Origin of the sequence: Falsirhodobacter halotolerans (assembly GCF_022899245.1) — a bacterium.
GTDB lineage: Bacteria > Pseudomonadota > Alphaproteobacteria > Rhodobacterales > Rhodobacteraceae > Falsirhodobacter > Falsirhodobacter halotolerans.
In genome coordinates this window covers 440,109-458,541 of record NZ_JALJAZ010000001.1, presented here as the reverse complement: position 1 = coordinate 458,541, position 18,433 = coordinate 440,109, and the positions used below count along the sequence as shown (strand labels likewise).

The window sequence follows — 18,433 nt, the reverse complement described above, 5'->3', positions numbered from 1 at the left end:
GAAAGACAGGGATCGGAAATGCCGTATCGTTCGTTCAACGTTACGGTCCCCCTGAAAGAAACGCCATGCCCCTCGAACTGATGACCATTCCCTGCCTGAAGGACAACTACGCCTTCCTGGTCCACAACACCGACACGCGCGAAACGATCGCCGTCGATGTGCCGGAAGCGAATCCGATCCTCGTGGTCCTTGCGTCGCGCGAATGGCCGCTGACGCATATCCTGCTGACCCACCACCACGGCGATCACATCGACGGCGTGGCCAAGCTGCGGGCGGCGACCGGCGCGAAGGTCGTCGGCGCCAAGGCCGACGTGGCCCGCCTGCCCGAACTCGACATCGAGGTGACGGAGGGCGACGTGCTGGACCTTCTGGGCACGCCGGTCCGCGTCATCGACGTGCCGGGGCACACCGTCGGCCACATCGCCTTTCACCTGCCCGAACCGGAACTGGCCTTCACCGGCGACAGCCTGATGGCGGGGGGCTGCGGGCGGCTGTTCGAGGGGACGCCCGAGCAGATGTGGGACAGCCTGACCAAGCTGTCGGCCCTGCCGCCCGAGACGCGGATCTGTTCGGGGCACGAATACACCCTGTCGAACCTGCGCTTCGCCCTAACCCTTGAACCGGAGAACGAGATGCTTATCTCGCGTATCGCGGCGGTCGAGGCGGCCCGGGACGACAACACCCCCACCGTCCCGTCCACCCTGTCCGAGGAGCTGGCGACCAACCCGTTCCTTCGTGCGAACCTTCCGGTGGTCAAGGCCGCGCTCGGCATGGTCGATGACGACGATGCCGCGGTGTTCGCCGAAGTGCGACGCCGCAAGGACAGTTTCTGATCCGCCCGCATTTCATGCCCGGACCGGGCCGGGCGATCACTTTTCACTGCAAAACCGTCCGAATGTCGCACGGTTTTGCATTCCCACTTGAAGCGCGGCGGAAATCACCGATCTTTAAGGGCAAGAGGCCAGAGTCGCACGGTCCCGCCGGGCGCCTCCCAAGGACAGGAGCACCACACCGTGCCATCTTTTTCCAACACCCTTGAGCAAGCCATTCACGGCGCATTGGCGCTGGCGAACGCCCGCCGCCATGAACTCGCCACACTTGAACACCTCCTTCTGGCCCTTCTGGACGAACCGGACGCGGCGCGGGTGATGAAGGCCTGCGCGGTGGACATGGACGAGCTTCGCAAGACGCTGGTCGAGTTCATCGACGACGACCTCTCCACCCTCGTGACGTCGGTCGAGGGGTCCGAAGCCGTGCCGACCGCCGCCTTCCAGCGCGTGATCCAGCGCGCGGCGATCCATGTCCAATCCTCGGGGCGGACCGAAGTGACGGGGGCGAACGTCCTTGTCGCCATCTTTGCCGAACGGGAATCGAACGCGGCCTATTTCCTGCAGGAACAGGACATGACCCGCTATGACGCGGTGAACTTCATCGCGCATGGCGTGGCGAAGGACCCGGCCTATGGCGAGAATCGCGGCGTGTCGGGGGCCGAGGAGCCGCACCATGAGACGCCCAAGGGCGAAGCCGGGGAGGCCAAGGAGTCGGCCCTGTCGAAATACTGCGTCGATCTGAACGTGAAGGCGAAGAAGGGCGATGTGGACCCGCTGATCGGTCGCGAGGCAGAGGTGGAGCGCTGCATCCAGGTCCTGTGCCGCCGCCGCAAGAACAACCCGCTTCTGGTGGGCGATCCCGGCGTGGGCAAGACCGCCATCGCCGAAGGCCTGGCGTGGAAGATCATCAACGGCCAGACGCCGGACATTCTGGCCCGGGCCACGATCTACAGCCTCGACATGGGCGCGCTTCTGGCCGGAACCCGTTACCGCGGTGATTTCGAGGAGCGGCTCAAGGCCGTCGTCAAGGAGATGGAGGATCACCCCAACGCGATCCTGTTCATCGACGAAATTCACACCGTCATCGGTGCGGGGGCGACCTCGGGCGGGGCGATGGATGCGTCGAACCTGCTGAAACCGGCATTGTCGGGCGGCAAGCTGCGGACCATGGGCTCCACCACCTACAAGGAGTTCCGCCAGCATTTCGAAAAGGACCGCGCCCTGTCGCGCCGGTTCCAGAAGATCGACGTGAACGAACCCTCCATTCCGGATTCGATCAAGATCCTGACGGGCCTGAAACCGCATTTCGAGGATCACCACGACATCCGCTACACCAACGACGCGATCAAGACGGCGGTGGAACTGGCCTCGCGCTATATCAACGACCGCAAGCTGCCGGATTCGGCCATCGACGTGATCGACGAGGCGGGCGCGGCGCAGCACCTGCTGTCGGACAGCAAGCGGCGCAAGACCATCGGCGTGAAGGAGATCGAGGCCGTCGTCGCCAAGATCGCCCGCATCCCGCCGAAGAACGTGTCCAAGGACGATGCCGAGGTTCTGCGTGAACTGGAGCCGACGTTGAAGCGCATGGTCTTCGGTCAGGACAAGGCGATCGAGGCGCTGGCCTCGGCCATCAAGCTGGCACGGGCCGGCCTGCGCGAACCGGAAAAGCCCATCGGCAACTATCTGTTCGCGGGTCCGACGGGCGTCGGGAAAACGGAAGTGGCCAAGCAACTGGCCTCCACCCTTGGCGTGGAACTGCTGCGCTTCGACATGTCGGAGTATATGGAGAAGCACGCGGTCAGCCGTCTGATCGGGGCCCCTCCCGGTTATGTCGGTTTCGATCAGGGCGGCATGTTGACGGACGGCGTGGACCAGCATCCCCATTGCGTCCTGCTGCTGGACGAGATGGAGAAGGCGCACCCGGACGTCTACAACATCCTGCTGCAGGTGATGGACCACGGCAAGCTGACCGACCACAACGGCCGGCAGGTGGATTTCCGCAACGTGATCCTGATCATGACCTCCAACGCCGGTGCGGCGGAGTTGCAGAAATCGGCCATCGGCTTCGGTCGCGACCGGCGCGAGGGCGAGGATACCGCCGCCATCGAGCGGACCTTCACGCCCGAGTTCCGCAATCGTCTGGACGCCATCATCTCCTTCGCGCCGCTGGGACGTGAGATCATCCTGCAGGTGGTGGAGAAGTTCGTCCTGCAGCTTGAGGCGCAGTTGATGGACCGCAACGTCCACATCGAACTGACGCCCGAAGCGGCGGCCTGGCTAGGCGAAAAGGGCTATGACGACCGGATGGGCGCGCGCCCCCTGGGCCGCGTCATTCAGGAAAACATCAAGAAGCCCCTGGCCGAGGAATTGCTGTTCGGTCGGCTGACCAAGGGCGGGATCGTCAAGGTCGTCGTCAAGGACGACAAGATCGAGTTGCAGATCGACGAACAGAAAGGGCGGATCGCCAACCAGCGCCCGCCCCTCCTGACCGCCGAATAAGGAAAAGGCCCCCTCGGGGGCCTTTTTTCATGCGCGTTTCGCATCCACCGAATACGGCCCCGGCCCGGCCACGGACAGATACAGGAACGTGAAGCACAGGATCATCGCCAGCGACCCGCCGTTCAGCGCGGGGAAAAACCCGTTCGGCGCATGGGCAATGAAATAGGCGCAGGCCATCAGGCCCGACAGGACGAAGGCGGCAGGGCGGGCGAACAGCCCGATGGTCAGAAGCGCCCCGCCGATCAGTTCGATGCACCCGGCAATCCAGCCCATCGACCCCACGGGCGGCTGCATCCCCACCGGAAAATGCAGCACCTTCATCGTGCCATAGCTGAGGATCAGGAGGCCAGCGGCCACGCGCAGAAGGGACAGGGCTGCGGGCTGATAGCGGGAGAGGTTTTCCATGGTCGTCCTTGAATGATGGCGGCCAGGCCGCGTTGGGATAGGGCTGCCTTAGCACGCACCCCCCCATCCCCAAACCATCATCACGGCACAGGACCTGTGCGCCTATCGAAAGCGGGGGGCAGGTCCGAGGGGCAGCGGGCCCAGGCGGATCATCCCCCCATCCAGCGACAGCGGCACGTTCAGCGCGTCGCCGCCCCCGGCCATCAGGCGAAAGCCCCCTTCCAGCGTGCGGGCCTGACCGGCGGGCAGCACCCCGGTATCGACGGCCAGTTTCAGGGCCGCGGGCCAATTCTCCATCCGCAGCGTCAGGTCGCCGGCGGCAAAGCCCCGCCCGTCCGACACCAGATCGCCCGAGATCTGCACGGCCATGTCGCCCAGCCGAAGTTCCCCCGCCTCGATCCGCAGGGCATCCACCGGCACGGCGACGGCATCGGCCAGACCCTCCACCACCTCGGCCAGCGTCACGTCGGCGATCAGGTGCAGGCGGCCGTCGCCAAGACGGATGTCGCCCGCCTCCACGGCCAAGCCGTTCGCATCGGCGGTCAGGCGGTGGGTGCGTCCCTCGGTCCGGTCGCTGCCGATGCGCAGGTCATCCGCCCGCAACGTCCCCTGGGCCGTTGCCGCATGGATCGGGCCGGAGGTCAGTTCCCCCGACACGGGTGCCAGCGTGGCGTTCAGGCCGACATGGCCCGCCATCCCTTCGGCCAGAAGGTCGATCTGCCCCGTCGGCGTGTCGATCACCTGCCGCCCCGTCACTTGGGCATTCACGCGGAACGGCCACCAGGCGGGCACCGAGACATGCGCCCCTTCGGCCATCCAGCCCCAGCCCGACGCGGGATCGGAGATCAGCACTCCCTTCCCGTCCGCCGCGAAGTCCGCTGGAAAGCCCCCTGTCGTCAGATCCTGCACCTGCGCCATGCGCCCCGCCCGTTCCTGCGCCGCCAGCCAGTCGCGCAGCCCGTTTGAAAACAGGTGATGCCCCCCCACCCAATACAGCGCGAACAGCGCACACAGGATGATGACCCATTTCAGAAACCGCATTGAACCCGCCTTTGTCGCCCGCTACGCCAAAGGCATAACGGCGGGGCGCGCAAAGGACCAGCGGATGACGGAACGGCTCTGGGTGTTCGGCTATGGCTCGCTGATCTGGGATCCGTGCTTTGCGGTGGAACGGCAGGTGCCCGCGCGGCTGGAGGGGTGGCGGCGCAGCTTCTGCATGGCCTCCGTGCATTATCGCGGCACGCCGGAACGCCCCGGCCTGGTGCTGGCGCTGGACCGGGCGGCGGGGGCCGTCTGCCACGGCGTGGCTTTTCTGGTGGCCCGGGGGACCGAGGCGGCGGCCCTGTTCGCGCTGCGCGAACGCGAACTGGTTTCGGACGCCTATCACGAAATGCGCCTGCCCCTGGCCGATCCCGCGGTGACCGCCCTGACCTATGTCATCGACCCGGATCATGTGCAGTATTGCCTTCACGATATGGACACGCAGGCGCGCATGATCGCCGCCGCCCACGGCCAGCGGGGACCCAACCGCGATTACCTGTTCAACACCCTGCGCTGTCTGGACGATCTGGGCCTGCCCGATGACGAACTTCGCACACTTGCCAATCGAGTGCGCGAACAGCCCTGAACACGGTTGGCAGATGGCGCGGCTGTCCCTATCGTGGCCACAAATGACCGATCCAAAGGCCCGCCCTCCCGTGGAAAAACCCCTGACCGCCCTCCGCCCCGGCCCGATCGTGCGGCCCGCCAACGTGTTCACCCAACCCCTGCGGCAGCTTGTGGTGATGGCGCTGGTCATCGTCATGGTCGGCGTCGGCGTGGCGCTGGCCTGGCCGCATGTCTGGCCGCTGTTCGTGGCCAAGATCTGGCTGAACGGCTTCATCACCCTGGTCTTCCTGATCGGGGTTGTGCTGACCTTCGCCAGCGTCGTGCGCCTGATGCAGTCGGTGACGTGGATCGAGGCGTTCGTGCAACGCAAGGGGGTGCAGGCCAGCCCTCCGGGGATGCTGCTGCCGCTGGCGAACCTTCTGCGGATGCGCACAGGAAACAGCCGCATCTCGGCCTCCTCCTCCCGCACGATCCTTGATTCGGTCGGCGCACGTCTGGATGAATCGCGGGAGGTGTCGCATTATCTGGGCAGCCTGCTGATCTTCCTCGGCCTCTTGGGCACCTTCTATGGCCTTGCGACCACTGTCCCCGCGCTGGTGGAAACGATCCGCAACCTGGCCCCGCAGGACGGCGCCTCCTCCAGCGGGGTGGAGGTGATGTCGCGGCTGATGACGGGCCTGCAGAACCAGCTGGACGGGATGGGAACGGCCTTCTCCTCCTCGCTTCTGGGACTGGCGGGGTCGCTGGTCGTGGGGCTTCTGGCGCTGTTCGCTTCGCATTCCCAGACGCGCTTTCATCAGGAGCTGGAGGAATGGCTGTCCTCCATCACCCGTCTTGGCTTTGCCGATGGAGAGGAGGCGGGCGTCGCCGGCGTTCTGGACCAGATGAGCGTGCAGATGGACGAATTGCGCGAACTGGTGGCGCAGGGCGAAGCGATCCGCGCCGCCTCCGACGACCGCACGAGCGAATTGGCGCAGGCCATCGGCGGTCTGCTGGGCCGGGTGGAAGCGCAGGATCAGGCCCATGCCCGCCTGTCCGAGCACCAGACCGCCGCCCTGTCGCGCATTGCCGAAGGGCAGTCGCGCATGGCCGACGCGATGGAGGTGTCCGCCGCCAAGGACGCCCCCCATGCCGACGCCGAATACCGCGCCCGCCTGCGGTCCATCGACACCCATCTTCTGCGCGTGTTGGAGGAGATGGCGGCCGGGCGACAGGAAAGCGTCAATGAACTGCGCGCCGATCTGGCGCAGTTGACGCAAACGCTTCGTCTGGCGGCGAAAGGGGAAATCTGATGGCCCTGTCCCGTCGCGGCGGGCGGCCCCGCGAAAGCCAGATCTGGCCCGGTTTCGTGGATGCGATGACCGCGCTTTTGCTGGTGCTGATGTTCGTGCTGACGATCTTTCTGGTCGTGCAATCGGTGCTGCGCGACACCATTACCTCGCAAGGCTCCGAACTCGACAGCCTGAGCGCGGAGGTCGCGACCCTGTCCGAACGGCTGGGGATGGAGCAGCGTCGGGCGCAGGATCTGGCGGGCAATCTGGACGCGGCGACGGCGGAACGCGACCGGCAGGCCGAACTTGCCGCCACGCTGACCGGACGGCTGGACGACGCCACCGCCCGCGTCGCCAGTTTCGAGGATCAGGTGGCCTCGTTGATCGTGGCGCGCGATCAGGCGGCGCAGGCGCGCGACGACGCGGTCGGGCGGGAGGAGGCGCTGAACCTCGCCCTCGCCTCGGCCCGGTCCGAAATCGACGCGCAGGCCGAAGCCGCCCGTCTGGCCGCCGCCCGGCGCGAGGCGATCGAGGCGATGGTGGCGGAATTGCGGACCGATCAGGCCACGGCCCAGACCGCCCTGTCGGAGGCCGAAGCCGCCCGCATGGTGGACGCCGCCGCGGCCGAAGCCCTGCGCGAACGCCTGCGCAATTCCGAAGCCGAACTGACGGCGATGAGCCTGAACCTTGAGGAGCAGCGCAAGCAGGCCGAGGAGACGCTGACCCTGCTGGCCGGTGCCCAGACCGAGGCCGCGCAGGCCGCCGCGCGTGGCGATCTGGTGGCCGTGGCCGAAGCGGCGCTGGCCGCCGAACGCACGAAATCGACCGAGGCCGAACGCCAGACGGCGGCGCTGAACCAACAGGTCGCGGCCCTGCGCGCCCAGTTGGGGGCCTTGCAACAGGCGCTGAACCTGCAGACCGCCACCGGCGACACGCAAGAGGCGCGGATCGACGATCTGGGCAACCAGTTGAACGTCGCCCTGGCCCGCGCCGCCGAGGAACAGCGCCGCCGCGCCGAGATCGAGGAGGCCGAACGTATCCGCCTCGCCTCCGAGGCGGAGCAGCTGGAACGTTATCGGTCCGAATTCTTCGGCAAGCTGCGCGACATTCTGGCCGACCGCGAGGGCGTGCGGATCGTGGGCGACCGCTTCGTGTTTTCGTCCGAGGTGCTGTTCAACGTGGGCGCCGCGGACCTGTCCGACGAGGGCCGCCGCCAGATCGCCGAGGTGGCGACCACCCTGCGCGACATCGCGGGGGAGATTCCGTCCAATATCGACTGGATCCTGCGCGTGGACGGCCATACCGACGACACCCCCCTGTCCGGCACCGGCCAGTTCCGTGACAACTGGGAGCTGAGCCAGGCCCGCGCCCTGTCCGTCGTGCGCTACATGCAGGACAGTCTGGGCTTTCCCGCCGACCGTCTGGCCCCGACCGGGTTCGCCCAATACCGCCCCGTGGCGGAGGGCGATTCACCCGAGGCGCGGGCGCAGAACCGGCGGATCGAGTTGAAACTGACGGAACGCTAACGGCAATACGGGCTTCGTCGGGTCAGGGGCACATCGAAATGCATGTGATCCTCGTGATACCCGTCGGAGCCCGGACCGAGCGTGGTGCCGAAGATGCCGCAACCGCGCGTATAGGCCTCCACCATCCGCCGCCCCGCATCCCCCCGGTTCCAGTCCCGCGCCACCGACACGCGGCTGCCATCGGTCATCACCAGACTGCGGATGTCGATGGCCCGCCCGCGCCCATGCTCGCTGATCTTGGCCCCCGCCACGCGGTTGCGCCCGCGGCAGACATAGGCCCCCGCCACGTCCAACTGCCGCACCCGGTTGTCGAAGCCGGGTTGCAGCACCGTCCGCACCCACGTGTCCAAGGCCACGGCGATGGAGCAGTCCACATCCGCAGGCTCCGACAGGCGCACGCCCGACACCTCGGTCAGCCGCACGGGATTCGCGATGCCGCAGCCGTTGACCTGCGCGGCAATCGGCGCGCGGCGTTCCCCCTTCAGGCCGGGAATGCCGCATAACAGGCCCGGTGCGGGGGGCTGGGGCACTGTGCCCGGCGCGGCGGCCGGCCGGACCGGTCGGGCGCGCGGGAGGGGCGAGGTCGCGGCTGGACCCTCCGCCCCCTCGGCATGGGCCGGGCGGTGTTCGGGCCGGATCGAGGCGTCAGGCGCGGCGGCCACCGGGGTCGCTGCCAGCACCAGCGCCGCGATCCACGCGCCCCTCACCCCCGCTCCCCGCCCCGGCCGAAGTTCGGCGCGGCGGTGTCCTGCCGCGCCTCCACGATGCCGCGCCGGATCGCGCGGGTGCGGGTGAAATAGTCGTGCAGATGATTCCCGTCGCCGATGCGGATCGCACGCTGCAGGGCGAACAACTCCTCGGAAAAGCGGCCCAGGATATCCAGAACCGCGTCCTTGTTCGTCAGGAAGATGTCGCGCCACATCGTCGGATCGCTTGAGGCGATGCGCGTGAAATCGCGAAAACCCGAGGCGGAATACTTCACGATCTCGCTGTCGGACACGCGGCGGACATGCTCGGCCACCCCCACCATGGTATAGGCGATGAGGTGCGGCGTGTGCGACACGACGGCCATGACGACATCATGATGCGCCGCGTCCATCACATCCACATTCGCGCCCATCCCCTCCCAGAAGGTCCGAAGGCGGCTCAGGGCGTCAGCATCCGCGCCGTCGTCGATCAGCAGGCACCAGCGATCCTGAAACAGGGTGGCGAACCCGGCGCGGGGCCCGGAATATTCGGTGCCGGCCAGCGGATGACCCGGCACGAAATGCACGCCGGTCGGGATATGCGGGGCCACGGCGGCGATCACCGCCTGCTTGACCGACCCCACATCCGTGACCGTCGCCCCCGGCTTCAGATGCGGGGCCATGGCGGCGGCCACATCCCCCATCGCGCCCACCGGCACGGCCAGCACGACCAGATCGGCCCCGGCCACCGCTTCGGCCAAGCTGTCCACCACGGTGCAGAACCCCACGTCCCGCGCGACCTGCCGCACGGATGCGTCCGTGTCGAAACCGACCGCGTTCGCCAGCCCCGCCGCCTTGATCGCATGGCCCATGGACGACGCGATCAGCCCCAGCCCGATCAGCGCCACGCGGTCATAGATCATCAGCGCAGGCCCTTGAACTGCGCGACGGCATGGGCGACCCGGCGGCAGGACGCCTCATCCCCCACGGTGATCCGCAGGCAGTGGGGCAGCTTATAGCTGGAGACCCGCCGCACGATCAGCCCCTGACTTTGCAGAAACTCGTCACAGGCCTCGGCCTCGGCCGCGTCGGCGAAACGGGCCAGGATGAAATTCGCCATCGACGTGTCCGAAGGAACCCCGATCTCGGCCAACGCCTCGGCCAGCCAGACGCGCCAGCGGGCGTTTTCGGCCCGGCACCGCTGCACCCAGTCCTGATCGCGCACGGCGGCCTCCGCCACCTCCTGCTGCGTGGTGGACAGGTTGAACGGCCCGCGGATGCGATTCAGCACGTCGATGATCGCCTTGGGGCCGTAACCCCAGCCGATCCGCAGCCCACCCAGACCATAGATCTTGGAGAAGGTGCGCGTCATCACCACGTTTTCCCGTGCTTCCGACAGATTGGCCCCGGCGTCGTAGCCTTGCACATATTCGGCATAAGCCCCGTCGATCACCAGAATCGCCTGCGGCGGAATGTTTGCCGCCAGCCGCGCCATTTCGGACGCGGAAATCATCGTGCCGGTCGGGTTGTTCGGGTTGGCGATGAAAACCAGCTTGGTCTGTTCGGTGCAGGCCGCAAGGATCGCGTCCACATCCGTCATCCGCTCGCGCTCGGGCGCCTCCACCGGCGTGGCACCGACCGCCAGGGCCGAGATGCGATACATCAGGAACCCGTGTTCGGTGAACAGAACCTCGTCCCCCGGGCCCGCATAGGCCTGGCAGAGAAAGGTGATGATCTCATCCGAACCGACGCCGCAGATGATCCGCGCGGCATCCAGCCCGTGCACGTCGGCGATCGCCTGGCGCAGGCTTGCGTGATCGGTGCCGGGATAGCGGTGGAGCGTGTGGGCCGAGCGGGCGAACGCCTCCTTGGCCTTTTCCGACGGGCCGGCGGGATTTTCGTTCGAGGACAGCTTCAGGATGTTCGACACCCCCGCCACATGGCTTTTCCCGCCCTCATACAAAGCGATGTCGAGTATTCCGGGTTGGGGGGCAATGGCGTTCGTCATGATCCTCGGGTCCTCTGGCCCTTCGGGTTCTAACGTCGCGTGCCCGGCCATGCCAGAAGAAACGTCGCGCGCACCGGCCGGAACGAAAAAGGCCGCCACGGTTTCCCGCAGCGGCCTTTCGCAGAACACCCCGAAGGGATCAGTTCTGCGCGTAGAATTCGACGACCAGGTTCGGCTCCATCACGACGGGATAGGGCACGTCCGACAGGCCCGGCGTGCGGGTCAGCGTCGCGGTCATCTTCGAATGATCCACCTCGACATAATCGGGCACGTCACGTTCGGCCAGCGCCACGGCTTCCAGAACGATGGCGAGCTGCTTGGAGGACTGCTTGACCTCCACCACATCGCCTTCGCGCAGGCGGTAGGAGCCGATGTTCACGCGCTTGCCGTTGACCAGCACGTGGCCGTGGTTCACGAACTGACGTGCGGCAAAGACGGTCGGGACGAATTTCGCGCGATAGACCACGGCGTCCAGACGACGCTCCAGCAGGCCGATCAGCATTTCGGAGGTGTCGCCCTTCAGACGCTCGGCCTCGGCGAAGATGCGGCGGAACTGCTTTTCCGTCAGATCGCCGTAATAGCCTTTGAGCTTCTGCTTCGCGCGCAGCTGCGTGCCGAAGTCCGACAGTTTGTTCTTGCGGCGCTGGCCGTGCTGGCCGGGGCCGTATTCACGCTTGTTCACCGGGGACTTCGGACGGCCCCAGATGTTTTCGCCCATGCGGCGGTCGATCTTGTATTTGGCAGAGGTGCGTTTGGTCACCGCTGATCTCCTTTGAATAAGGGCGTTGTCCTTTCCGTTCCGGATGCTGTCCGGGCGGGCGACAGGTTTCCCCTTGCGGGGTCCACCAACACCAAATGATCGCGCGCTTATACAGGCCGCGCCCGGGGTGTCAACAGGGCGCGGGCGCGCGGGCGTCGCGCAGCAGGCGGGCCAGCGACACGCCCTGCACCGCCACGATCGCCGCGCCGTAAACCAGCGCCACCTGCAACAGGCCGAAGGTCCCCACCGCCATCCCGGCCAGAACCGCCGGCACCGCCATCGTGACATAGCTGAGGGCCAGGAACAGCGCGATCATCCCCGCCCGTTCATGCCCCAGGGCCAGCGGCAACAGCAGGCGCATCGCGGAGGAGAACATCAGCCCCTGCCCCGGTCCGGCAATGACCGTTCCCGAAAGCAGGATGGCGATGTTCCCCGTCTCCACCCCCAGAATCACCATCGGCACCCCGATGACCTGCGTCAGGCAGCCAAAGCGCAGCATCCGCCCCGCATCCCGCTTGCGCCCCCACAGCACGGCGATCAGCGCCCCGCCCATCAGCAGGAACACCGTGGCCCCCGAGATCAGCTTGGGGTCCGCCCGCACCGCCGATTGCAGGATCGACGGCATCAGCGACATGAACAGCCCGCCCAAGGCCCAACCGGCCAGAACCGGCGGCACCACCAGCGAAAACGTCGTCCGTGCCGCGACCGGCAAACCCAGCCGCGGGATAAGCGAGGCGATCGCCCCCGGTTTCGGCGGCACCGTCTCCGGCATTTTGGGAAGGGAGATCAGTTGGACCAGCGTCCAGGCCCCCATCACCAGAAACGGCATGATCATCGGCCAGGGGGCATAAGTGGCCAGCACACCCGATCCCAGCGCCCCCACCGACATGCCGATGAACGGCGCGATGGAATTCAGGACCGGCCCCCGCTCATGATCGCCGTCCACGATGGCGGCCCCCAGCGTCGGCAGTGCCAGCCCCATCGCCACGCCCTGCACCGCGCGCGCGATCAACAGGGCCGTCAGCCCGTCGGCAAAGGTGAACTGCGCGATGGCCAAGAGGTTCAGAACCAGCGCCATCGCGATGACCGGCTTGCGCCCCAGATGGTCCGACAGCCGCCCGCCACACAGCAGCGCGGCCAGAAGAAAGACGACATAGATGCCGAAGATCAGCGTCAGGTCGAAGGCGGCCAGCCCGTAGCTGGCCTGGAACAGGGGGTAAAGCGGTGTCGGGACCGAGGCGCCGAGCGAGAACAATGTCACCGCCAGCGTCCCGAACACCGTCATCGCACGCAGGTTTGCGTGGGGCATGGGGTCCTCGGCAGGGTTGGAACCCCTGACCTATCCCACGGCCGGGGTCGGCACAACCCGCCCCGGCCGTGAGGCTGGACGTCAGACCCCGACGCCGATACCTGCGGTCCGGCGCCGAGCGATGCGGGCGCGGATCGCGTCCAGATCGGTAACGGGCGTCGCCGTGAACAGCTTGCGGGTGTAGTCATGCTGCGGCGCATCGAACACCGCGTCGCGGGTTCCATGCTCCACGACCTCGCCCTTGTACATCACCATCACCTCGTCCGCGATGTAGCGTACGACCGACAGATCGTGGCTGATGAAGACATAGGTCAGGTCGAATTCGTCCTGAAGGTCCGCCAGCAGGTTCAGCACCTGCGCCTGCACCGACAGATCCAGCGCCGATACGGGTTCGTCCAGAACCAGAAGCCGCGGGTTCACCATCAGCGCGCGGGCGATCGCGAGCCGCTGCCGCTGCCCGCCCGAGAACATGTGCGGATAGCGGTTGAAGTGCTCGGGCAGCAGGCCGACCTTAGTCAGCATCGCCATCGCCTTGTCCCGCCGCGTGGCCGCGCTGTCCTTGGTGTTCAGGATCAGCGGTTCCATCAGCATGTCGCCCACCTTCTGGCGGGGGTTCAGGCTGCCGTAAGGGTTCTGGAACACGATCTGCACCTTGCGGCGCAGGTCGGGGGTCATGTGGCGAATGTCCACCGCCTGCCCGTCGATCAGAAGCTGCCCCTCGGTCGCAGGGTCGATCAGCGTCAGGATCCGGGCGAGCGTGGACTTGCCGCACCCCGATTCCCCGACGATGGCCAGCGTCTTGCCCTGCTCCACGGAAAACGAGATGCCCTTGAGCGCCCGCACCGTGCCCGCCGGGCGGAACATCCCGCCCGAGGTCGCGTAATCCCGCACGATGTTGCGGGCTTCCAGAACGACCGTCATCGCGCGTCCTCCTGCAGGGTGGCGGGGTCGATGAAATCGGACACGGTGGACAGACGGTCGCCCGTCGCATGTTCCGGCAGGGCCGACAGCAGCGCCTTGGTATAGGGGTGGGCGGGCGCCTCGAACAGGGTCAGCACGTCGGCCTCCTCCATCTTGCGGCCCTTGTATTTGACGATGACGCGGTCGGCGGTTTCGGCCACCACGCCCATGTCATGGGTGATCATGATCATGCCCATCCCCGTCTCCTCCTGCAACGCCATCAGCAGATCGAGGATCTGCTTCTGGATCGTCACGTCCAGCGCGGTGGTCGGCTCGTCCGCGATCAGCAGCTTGGGTTTGCAGGCGATGGCAATGGCGATCATCACCCGCTGACACTGCCCGCCCGACATCTGGTGGGGATAGGCCGACAGCTTGGCCTCCGGGTCGGGGATGCCCACGGCGGTGAACAGCTCGATCGCGCGGGCGCGCCGCTCGGCCCGGCCCAGACCCAGATGGGCGCGCAGCACCTCCTCGATCTGATACCCCACGGTGAAACAGGGGTTGAGCGAGGCGATCGGCTCCTGAAAGATCATCGAGATCTCCCGCCCGATGATCGCGCGGCGGTCCTTGTCCGACATGGACAAGAGATCGCGCCCGTCAAAGGTCATCACGTCGGCGGTGACGGTGGCGGTCTTGGGCAGAAGCCCCATCGCCGCCAGCATCGACACCGATTTGCCCGAGCCGGATTCCCCGACGATGGACAGCACTTCGCGTTCATGCACCGTCAGATCCAGCCCCTTCACCGCGTGAAACGCGCCGGTGGAGGTGGCAAAGCTGACGTTGAGGTTACGGATTTCCAGAAGGGCCATGTCAGCTCCGCTTCAGTTTCGGGTCGAGCGCGTCGCGCAGGCCGTCGCCCACGAGGTTGATCGCCAGAACCGTGATCAGGATGGCAAGGCCGGGGAAGGTCACGACCCACCAGGCGCGCAGGATGAACTCCCGCGCCTCGGCCAGCATGGTGCCCCATTCGGGAAGCGGCGGTTGCGCGCCCATGCCAAGAAAACCAAGCGCCGCGGCGTCAAGGATCGCGGTCGAGAACGACAGCGTTCCCTGCACGATCAGCGGGGCCATGCAGTTGGGAAGGATGGTCTTGACCATCAGCCGCAGCCGCCCCGCGCCCGACACGCGGGCCGCCATGACGTATTCCTTGTTCTTTTCCGCCATCACCGCCGCCCGGGTCAGGCGGGCGAAATGCGGTTGCAGCACGATGGCGATGGCGATCATCGCGTTGATCAGGCCCGGCCCCAGGATCGCCACCATCACCAGCGCCAGCAAAAGCGAGGGGAACGCCAGGATCACGTCCATCACCCGCATGATCACCGTGTCGATCCAGCCGCCGAAAAAGCCCGCCAGCAGGCCAAGGACGATCCCGCCGATGACGGCGATGGCCACGACGACCAGACCGATGACCAGCGATTGCCGCGCGCCGAAGATCAGGCGCGACAGCACGTCCCGCCCCACCGCGTCGGTGCCCAGAAGGAATTGCGCGGTGCCCCCGTCCTGCCACGCGGGCGGGACCAGAAGGAACTGCCGGTATTGCTGGATGGGATTGTGCGGGGCGATCAGCGGGGCGAAAATCGCCACCAGAACCAGCAGCGCGAACACCACCAGCCCGATCACCGCGCCACGGTTTTCCGAGAAATAGAACCAGAATTCGCGCAGCAGGCGTCCGCGTTCCGAAGAGGTATGGGTTGTATCGGTCATGGATGCCTCACGAATGCCGGATGCGCGGATTGATGATGCCATACAGCAGATCGACCACCAGGTTCACGATCATCACGATCCCCGCGATCAGCAAGAGGCCCCCCTGCACCGACGGATAATCGCGCCGCGAAATGGAATCGATCATCCACTTGCCGATGCCCGGCCAGGAAAAGATCGTCTCGGTCAGGATCGCGCCCGCCATCAGCACGCCGATCTGCAGGCCGATCGTGGTGATGACCGGGATCATCGCGTTGCGCAGCGCGTGAATGCCCACGACCCGCCACGGCGTCATGCCCTTGGCCCGTGCGGTGCGCACGTAATCCTCGGACAGCACCTCCAGCATGGCCGACCGCGACTGCCGCGCGATGACGGCCATCGGGATCGTCGCCAGCACGATGGACGGCAGGATCAGATGGCTCAGCGCCGAGCGGAAGGCGCCCGATTGCCCCGACATCAGGCTGTCGATCAGCATGAAGCCCGTGCCATTGGGGAAGAAATACAAAAGATCGATCCGTCCCGACACCGGCGTCCAGCCAAGGATGCCCGAAAACAGGATGATCAGCAGCAGCCCCCACCAGAAGATCGGCATGGAATAGCCCACAAGCGCCGCCCCCATGGAAATCTGGTCGAACGCGCTGCCACGCTTGATCGCGGCGAACACGCCCAGCGGGATCCCGATCAGCGTGGCCAGAAGGATGGCGCAAAGCCCCAGTTCCACCGTGGCGGGGAACAGCGTCAGAAACTCGCCCAGAACGGGGCGGCGGGTGGCCAGCGAGGTCCCGAAATCCCCCTGGAACAGGCCGCCGACGAAATCGAGATACTGCATCACGATCGGCCGGTCGAAGCCAAGTTGCGCCGACAGCAGGGCGTGGCGTTCGGGGGTGATCCCCCGCTCTCCCGCCATCAGCAGGACCGGATCGCCCGGCAGCAGGCGGACAAAACCGAAGGCGACCACGGTGATCCCGATGAAGGTCGGGATCAGATAGGCCAGTTTGCCGAAGAAGAATCGGATCATGGGACCCCAGGAATGTTAAGGGCGCGCCGAAGGAAACCCTTCGGCGCGCCGATTGCCATGCAGACCGATCACTCGGCCAGGTCGACACCTTCGAAGCTGTGACGGCCCAGCGGGTTCATGACATAGCCCTGAACCTTGGCCGACATCGGCATGTAGACGGTGGAATGCGCCAGCGTGGCCCAAGGGTTCTGGTCCTTGAAGACGACCTGCGCCTCTTCATACAGGCGGGTGCGCTCGGCCACGTCGGTCGTGACCTTGGCATCCTGGATCAGCTTGTCGAAATCCTCGTTGCACCATTGGGCGCGGTTCGCACCGCCGTCGCCGGTCGCAGCACAGCCCAGAAGCACGGCCAGGAAGTTGTCCGGATCGCCGTTGTCGCCGGTCCAGCCCAGGATCACCGCGCCCGTGCGGGTCGGATCGGTGGACCGCTTGAGATACTCGCCCCATTCATAGGAGACGATGTTCACGTTCACGCCCACTTCGGCGAAGTCGGCCTGGATCAGTTCGGCCGTGCGGCGCGCGTTGGGCATGTAGGGACGCTGCACCGGCATCGCCCAGACTTCCATCGTCAGGCCGTCCACGCCTTCGGCCGCCAGGATTTCCTTGGCGCCTTCGGGATCGTAGGGGTTGTCCTCGACCGCGTCGTTATAGGACCACATGGTCGGCGGGATCGGGTTCTTGGCCACGACGCCCGTGCCCTGGAACACCGCCTCGACCAGCGCTTCCTTGTTCATCGCCATGTTCAGCGCGCGACGCACTTCGGGATTGTCGAACGGCGCGATGGTGGTGTTGTAGGCCAGATAGGCGACGTTCAGGCCCGCCTGCTCCATCACCTGAAGGGTGTCGTTGCCCTTCAGCGCCTCGATATCCGCCGGAGCGGGATAGGGCATGACATGGCATTCGCCGGCTTCCAGACGCTGACGGCGCACCGCCGGATCGGGGGTGATGGCGAAGACCAGATCGTCGATCGCCTGCGCGCCGTTCCAGTAATCGGGGTTCGCCTGATAGCGGATGACCGCATCCGGCTGATAGGCGACGAACTGGTAGGGGCCGGTGCCGATCGGCTGGCTGTTCAGCGCCGACAGGTTGCCGTCGGCTTCCAGCTGGTCGGCATATTCCTTGGAGATGATCGAGGCGAAGGGCATCGCGAGGTTCGCAAGGAACGGCGCTTCGGCGCGGGTCAGCACGAACTTCACCGTCAGGTCGTCGACCTTCTGTATCTCTTTCACCAGGGCCGGCATTTCCATCGAGTTGTAATACTCGTAGCTGATGCCCGGCAGATAGTTGATCCACGGGCTGTCGGCATTGCCCTGACGGTCGAACGAGAAGATCACGTCGTCGGCGGTCACGTCACGCGTCGGTGTGAAATAGTCGGTCGTATGGAATTTCACGCCCGGACGCAGCTTGAACGTGTATTCCGTGCCGTCCTCGTTGACCTCCCAGCTTTCGGCCAGGGCGGGCTGGACGTTGGTCGTGCCCGGCTCGAACTGCACCAGACCGTTCAGGATGGTGCCCGCGGCGGCGTCCATCGTGGTGCCGGCGGTGGTCGCGGCGGCGTCGAACCCTTCGGGCGAGCCTTCCGAGCAATAGACCAGCGTCTTGGCGTGCACGCCGCCGGCGGCCATGACGGCCAGCGTCGAGGCGGCGAGAAGATGGGCGAATTTCATACAGTTACCTCCCGATATGCGCGGGCCGTTCATTCGGCCCTTACGCAACATGACTGCCGCCGCATGATTTTCGCAAATGGCGGTTCAGGCAAGCGGGATTATCAATGAAACGTGAGAAATACAATCGTCCCCGCAAGAAACATGCGCCTTTGTCCAAAGGCGGTGTTGCGGCGGATGGACGC

General features: G+C 66.1%; 17 protein-coding genes. 5 read left to right on the top strand and 12 right to left on the bottom strand.

What is annotated here, in order from left to right; all coding sequences use genetic code 11:
• Window positions 1–65: 65 nt before the first annotated feature.
• Together gloB and clpA are read left to right on the top strand one after the other, a co-directional pair.
• Window positions 66–833 (top strand): hydroxyacylglutathione hydrolase, encoded by a 768-nt coding sequence (gene gloB, locus MU449_RS02515; protein ID WP_244736436.1) that lies wholly within the window; start codon window positions 66–68, stop codon window positions 831–833.
• Between the two features lie 180 nt (window positions 834–1,013).
• Window positions 1,014–3,332 carry an ATP-dependent Clp protease ATP-binding subunit ClpA gene (gene clpA, locus MU449_RS02510; protein WP_244736435.1) on the top strand — a complete coding sequence of 773 codons (2,319 nt, stop codon included), beginning with the start codon at window positions 1,014–1,016 and terminating at the stop codon, window positions 3,330–3,332.
• 27 nt (window positions 3,333–3,359) lie between these two features.
• Here the strand turns inward: clpA and MU449_RS02505 are convergent, their stop codons facing one another.
• Both MU449_RS02505 and MU449_RS02500 read right to left on the bottom strand, forming a co-directional pair.
• Window positions 3,360–3,737, bottom strand: coding sequence for a DoxX family protein (locus tag MU449_RS02505; protein WP_244736434.1), 378 nt, complete (start codon window positions 3,735–3,737; stop codon window positions 3,360–3,362).
• A 102-nt stretch (window positions 3,738–3,839) separates the two neighbouring features.
• Complete coding sequence (locus tag MU449_RS02500) at window positions 3,840–4,778, bottom strand: DUF2125 domain-containing protein (protein ID WP_244736433.1); 939 nt, start codon at window positions 4,776–4,778, stop codon at window positions 3,840–3,842.
• Window positions 4,779–4,842: 64 nt separating this feature from the next.
• On the opposite strand from MU449_RS02500, the gene MU449_RS02495 reads away from it, so the two are divergent.
• From MU449_RS02495 to MU449_RS02485, 3 genes are read left to right on the top strand one after another with little or no spacing between them, the layout of a single operon-like run.
• Window positions 4,843–5,364, top strand: a complete 522-nt coding sequence (locus tag MU449_RS02495) for a gamma-glutamylcyclotransferase (RefSeq protein ID WP_244736432.1) — start codon at window positions 4,843–4,845, stop codon at window positions 5,362–5,364.
• A 43-nt stretch (window positions 5,365–5,407) separates the two neighbouring features.
• Window positions 5,408–6,637, top strand: a complete 1,230-nt coding sequence (locus MU449_RS02490) for a biopolymer transporter ExbB (protein WP_425309862.1) — start codon at window positions 5,408–5,410, stop codon at window positions 6,635–6,637.
• Window positions 6,637–8,142, top strand: coding sequence for a peptidoglycan -binding protein (locus tag MU449_RS02485; protein WP_244736431.1), 1,506 nt, complete (start codon window positions 6,637–6,639; stop codon window positions 8,140–8,142). The genes MU449_RS02490 and MU449_RS02485 overlap by 1 nt, the downstream gene beginning before the upstream one ends.
• On the opposite strand, the gene MU449_RS02480 is transcribed toward MU449_RS02485, so the two are convergent.
• The 10 genes from MU449_RS02480 to MU449_RS02435 all read right to left on the bottom strand — a co-directional run bounded on the left by MU449_RS02480 (window position 8,139) and on the right by MU449_RS02435 (window position 18,251).
• Window positions 8,139–8,849, bottom strand: coding sequence for an extensin-like domain-containing protein (locus MU449_RS02480; protein ID WP_244736430.1), 711 nt, complete (start codon window positions 8,847–8,849; stop codon window positions 8,139–8,141). The two genes, MU449_RS02485 and MU449_RS02480, sit on opposite strands and share 4 nt — an antisense overlap.
• Window positions 8,846–9,754 (bottom strand): prephenate/arogenate dehydrogenase family protein, encoded by a 909-nt coding sequence (locus MU449_RS02475; RefSeq protein ID WP_244738925.1) that lies wholly within the window; start codon window positions 9,752–9,754, stop codon window positions 8,846–8,848. The genes MU449_RS02480 and MU449_RS02475 overlap by 4 nt, the downstream gene beginning before the upstream one ends.
• On the bottom strand, window positions 9,751–10,836 hold the full coding sequence (hisC, locus tag MU449_RS02470) for a histidinol-phosphate transaminase (protein ID WP_244736429.1): 1,086 nt from the start codon (window positions 10,834–10,836) through the stop codon (window positions 9,751–9,753). Before hisC ends, MU449_RS02475 begins: the two co-directional genes overlap by 4 nt.
• 139 nt (window positions 10,837–10,975) lie before the next feature.
• A complete protein-coding gene (rpsD, locus tag MU449_RS02465) occupies window positions 10,976–11,596 on the bottom strand; it encodes a 30S ribosomal protein S4 (protein ID WP_244736427.1) in 621 nt (206 codons plus the stop codon).
• A gap of 130 nt (window positions 11,597–11,726) precedes the next feature.
• Window positions 11,727–12,905 carry an MFS transporter gene (locus MU449_RS02460; protein ID WP_244736425.1) on the bottom strand — a complete coding sequence of 393 codons (1,179 nt, stop codon included), beginning with the start codon at window positions 12,903–12,905 and terminating at the stop codon, window positions 11,727–11,729.
• Between the two features lie 81 nt (window positions 12,906–12,986).
• A complete protein-coding gene (locus MU449_RS02455) occupies window positions 12,987–13,826 on the bottom strand; it encodes a dipeptide ABC transporter ATP-binding protein (RefSeq protein ID WP_244736424.1) in 840 nt (279 codons plus the stop codon).
• A complete protein-coding gene (locus tag MU449_RS02450; RefSeq protein ID WP_244736423.1) occupies window positions 13,823–14,674 on the bottom strand; it encodes an ABC transporter ATP-binding protein in 852 nt (283 codons plus the stop codon). Before MU449_RS02450 ends, MU449_RS02455 begins: the two co-directional genes overlap by 4 nt.
• Window position 14,675: 1 nt before the next feature.
• Window positions 14,676–15,569 (bottom strand): ABC transporter permease subunit, encoded by an 894-nt coding sequence (locus MU449_RS02445; protein ID WP_244736422.1) that lies wholly within the window; start codon window positions 15,567–15,569, stop codon window positions 14,676–14,678.
• A gap of 7 nt (window positions 15,570–15,576) precedes the next feature.
• Window positions 15,577–16,584, bottom strand: coding sequence for an ABC transporter permease subunit (locus tag MU449_RS02440; RefSeq protein ID WP_244736421.1), 1,008 nt, complete (start codon window positions 16,582–16,584; stop codon window positions 15,577–15,579).
• A 68-nt stretch (window positions 16,585–16,652) separates the two neighbouring features.
• On the bottom strand, window positions 16,653–18,251 hold the full coding sequence (locus MU449_RS02435) for an ABC transporter substrate-binding protein (RefSeq protein WP_244736420.1): 1,599 nt from the start codon (window positions 18,249–18,251) through the stop codon (window positions 16,653–16,655).
• Between the last annotated feature and the right edge of the window lie 182 nt (window positions 18,252–18,433).

Bases quoted from the DNA above. Each gene is read 5' to 3' on its own strand.
- gloB (WP_244736436.1), top strand. From the start codon at position 66: ATGCCCCTCGAACTGATGACCATTCCCTGCCTGAAGGACAACTACGCC.
- MU449_RS02505 (WP_244736434.1), bottom strand. From the start codon at position 3,737: ATGGAAAACCTCTCCCGCTATCAGCCCGCAGCCCTGTCCCTTCTGCGC.
- MU449_RS02500 (WP_244736433.1), bottom strand. From the start codon at position 4,778: ATGCGGTTTCTGAAATGGGTCATCATCCTGTGTGCGCTGTTCGCGCTG.
- MU449_RS02495 (WP_244736432.1), top strand. From the start codon at position 4,843: ATGACGGAACGGCTCTGGGTGTTCGGCTATGGCTCGCTGATCTGGGAT.
- MU449_RS02490 (WP_425309862.1), top strand. From the start codon at position 5,408: ATGACCGATCCAAAGGCCCGCCCTCCCGTGGAAAAACCCCTGACCGCC.
- MU449_RS02485 (WP_244736431.1), top strand. From the start codon at position 6,637: ATGGCCCTGTCCCGTCGCGGCGGGCGGCCCCGCGAAAGCCAGATCTGG.
- hisC (WP_244736429.1), bottom strand. From the start codon at position 10,836: ATGACGAACGCCATTGCCCCCCAACCCGGAATACTCGACATCGCTTTG.
- MU449_RS02460 (WP_244736425.1), bottom strand. From the start codon at position 12,905: ATGCCCCACGCAAACCTGCGTGCGATGACGGTGTTCGGGACGCTGGCG.
- MU449_RS02455 (WP_244736424.1), bottom strand. From the start codon at position 13,826: ATGACGGTCGTTCTGGAAGCCCGCAACATCGTGCGGGATTACGCGACC.
- MU449_RS02450 (WP_244736423.1), bottom strand. From the start codon at position 14,674: ATGGCCCTTCTGGAAATCCGTAACCTCAACGTCAGCTTTGCCACCTCC.
- MU449_RS02445 (WP_244736422.1), bottom strand. From the start codon at position 15,569: ATGACCGATACAACCCATACCTCTTCGGAACGCGGACGCCTGCTGCGC.
- MU449_RS02440 (WP_244736421.1), bottom strand. From the start codon at position 16,584: ATGATCCGATTCTTCTTCGGCAAACTGGCCTATCTGATCCCGACCTTC.
- MU449_RS02435 (WP_244736420.1), bottom strand. From the start codon at position 18,251: ATGAAATTCGCCCATCTTCTCGCCGCCTCGACGCTGGCCGTCATGGCC.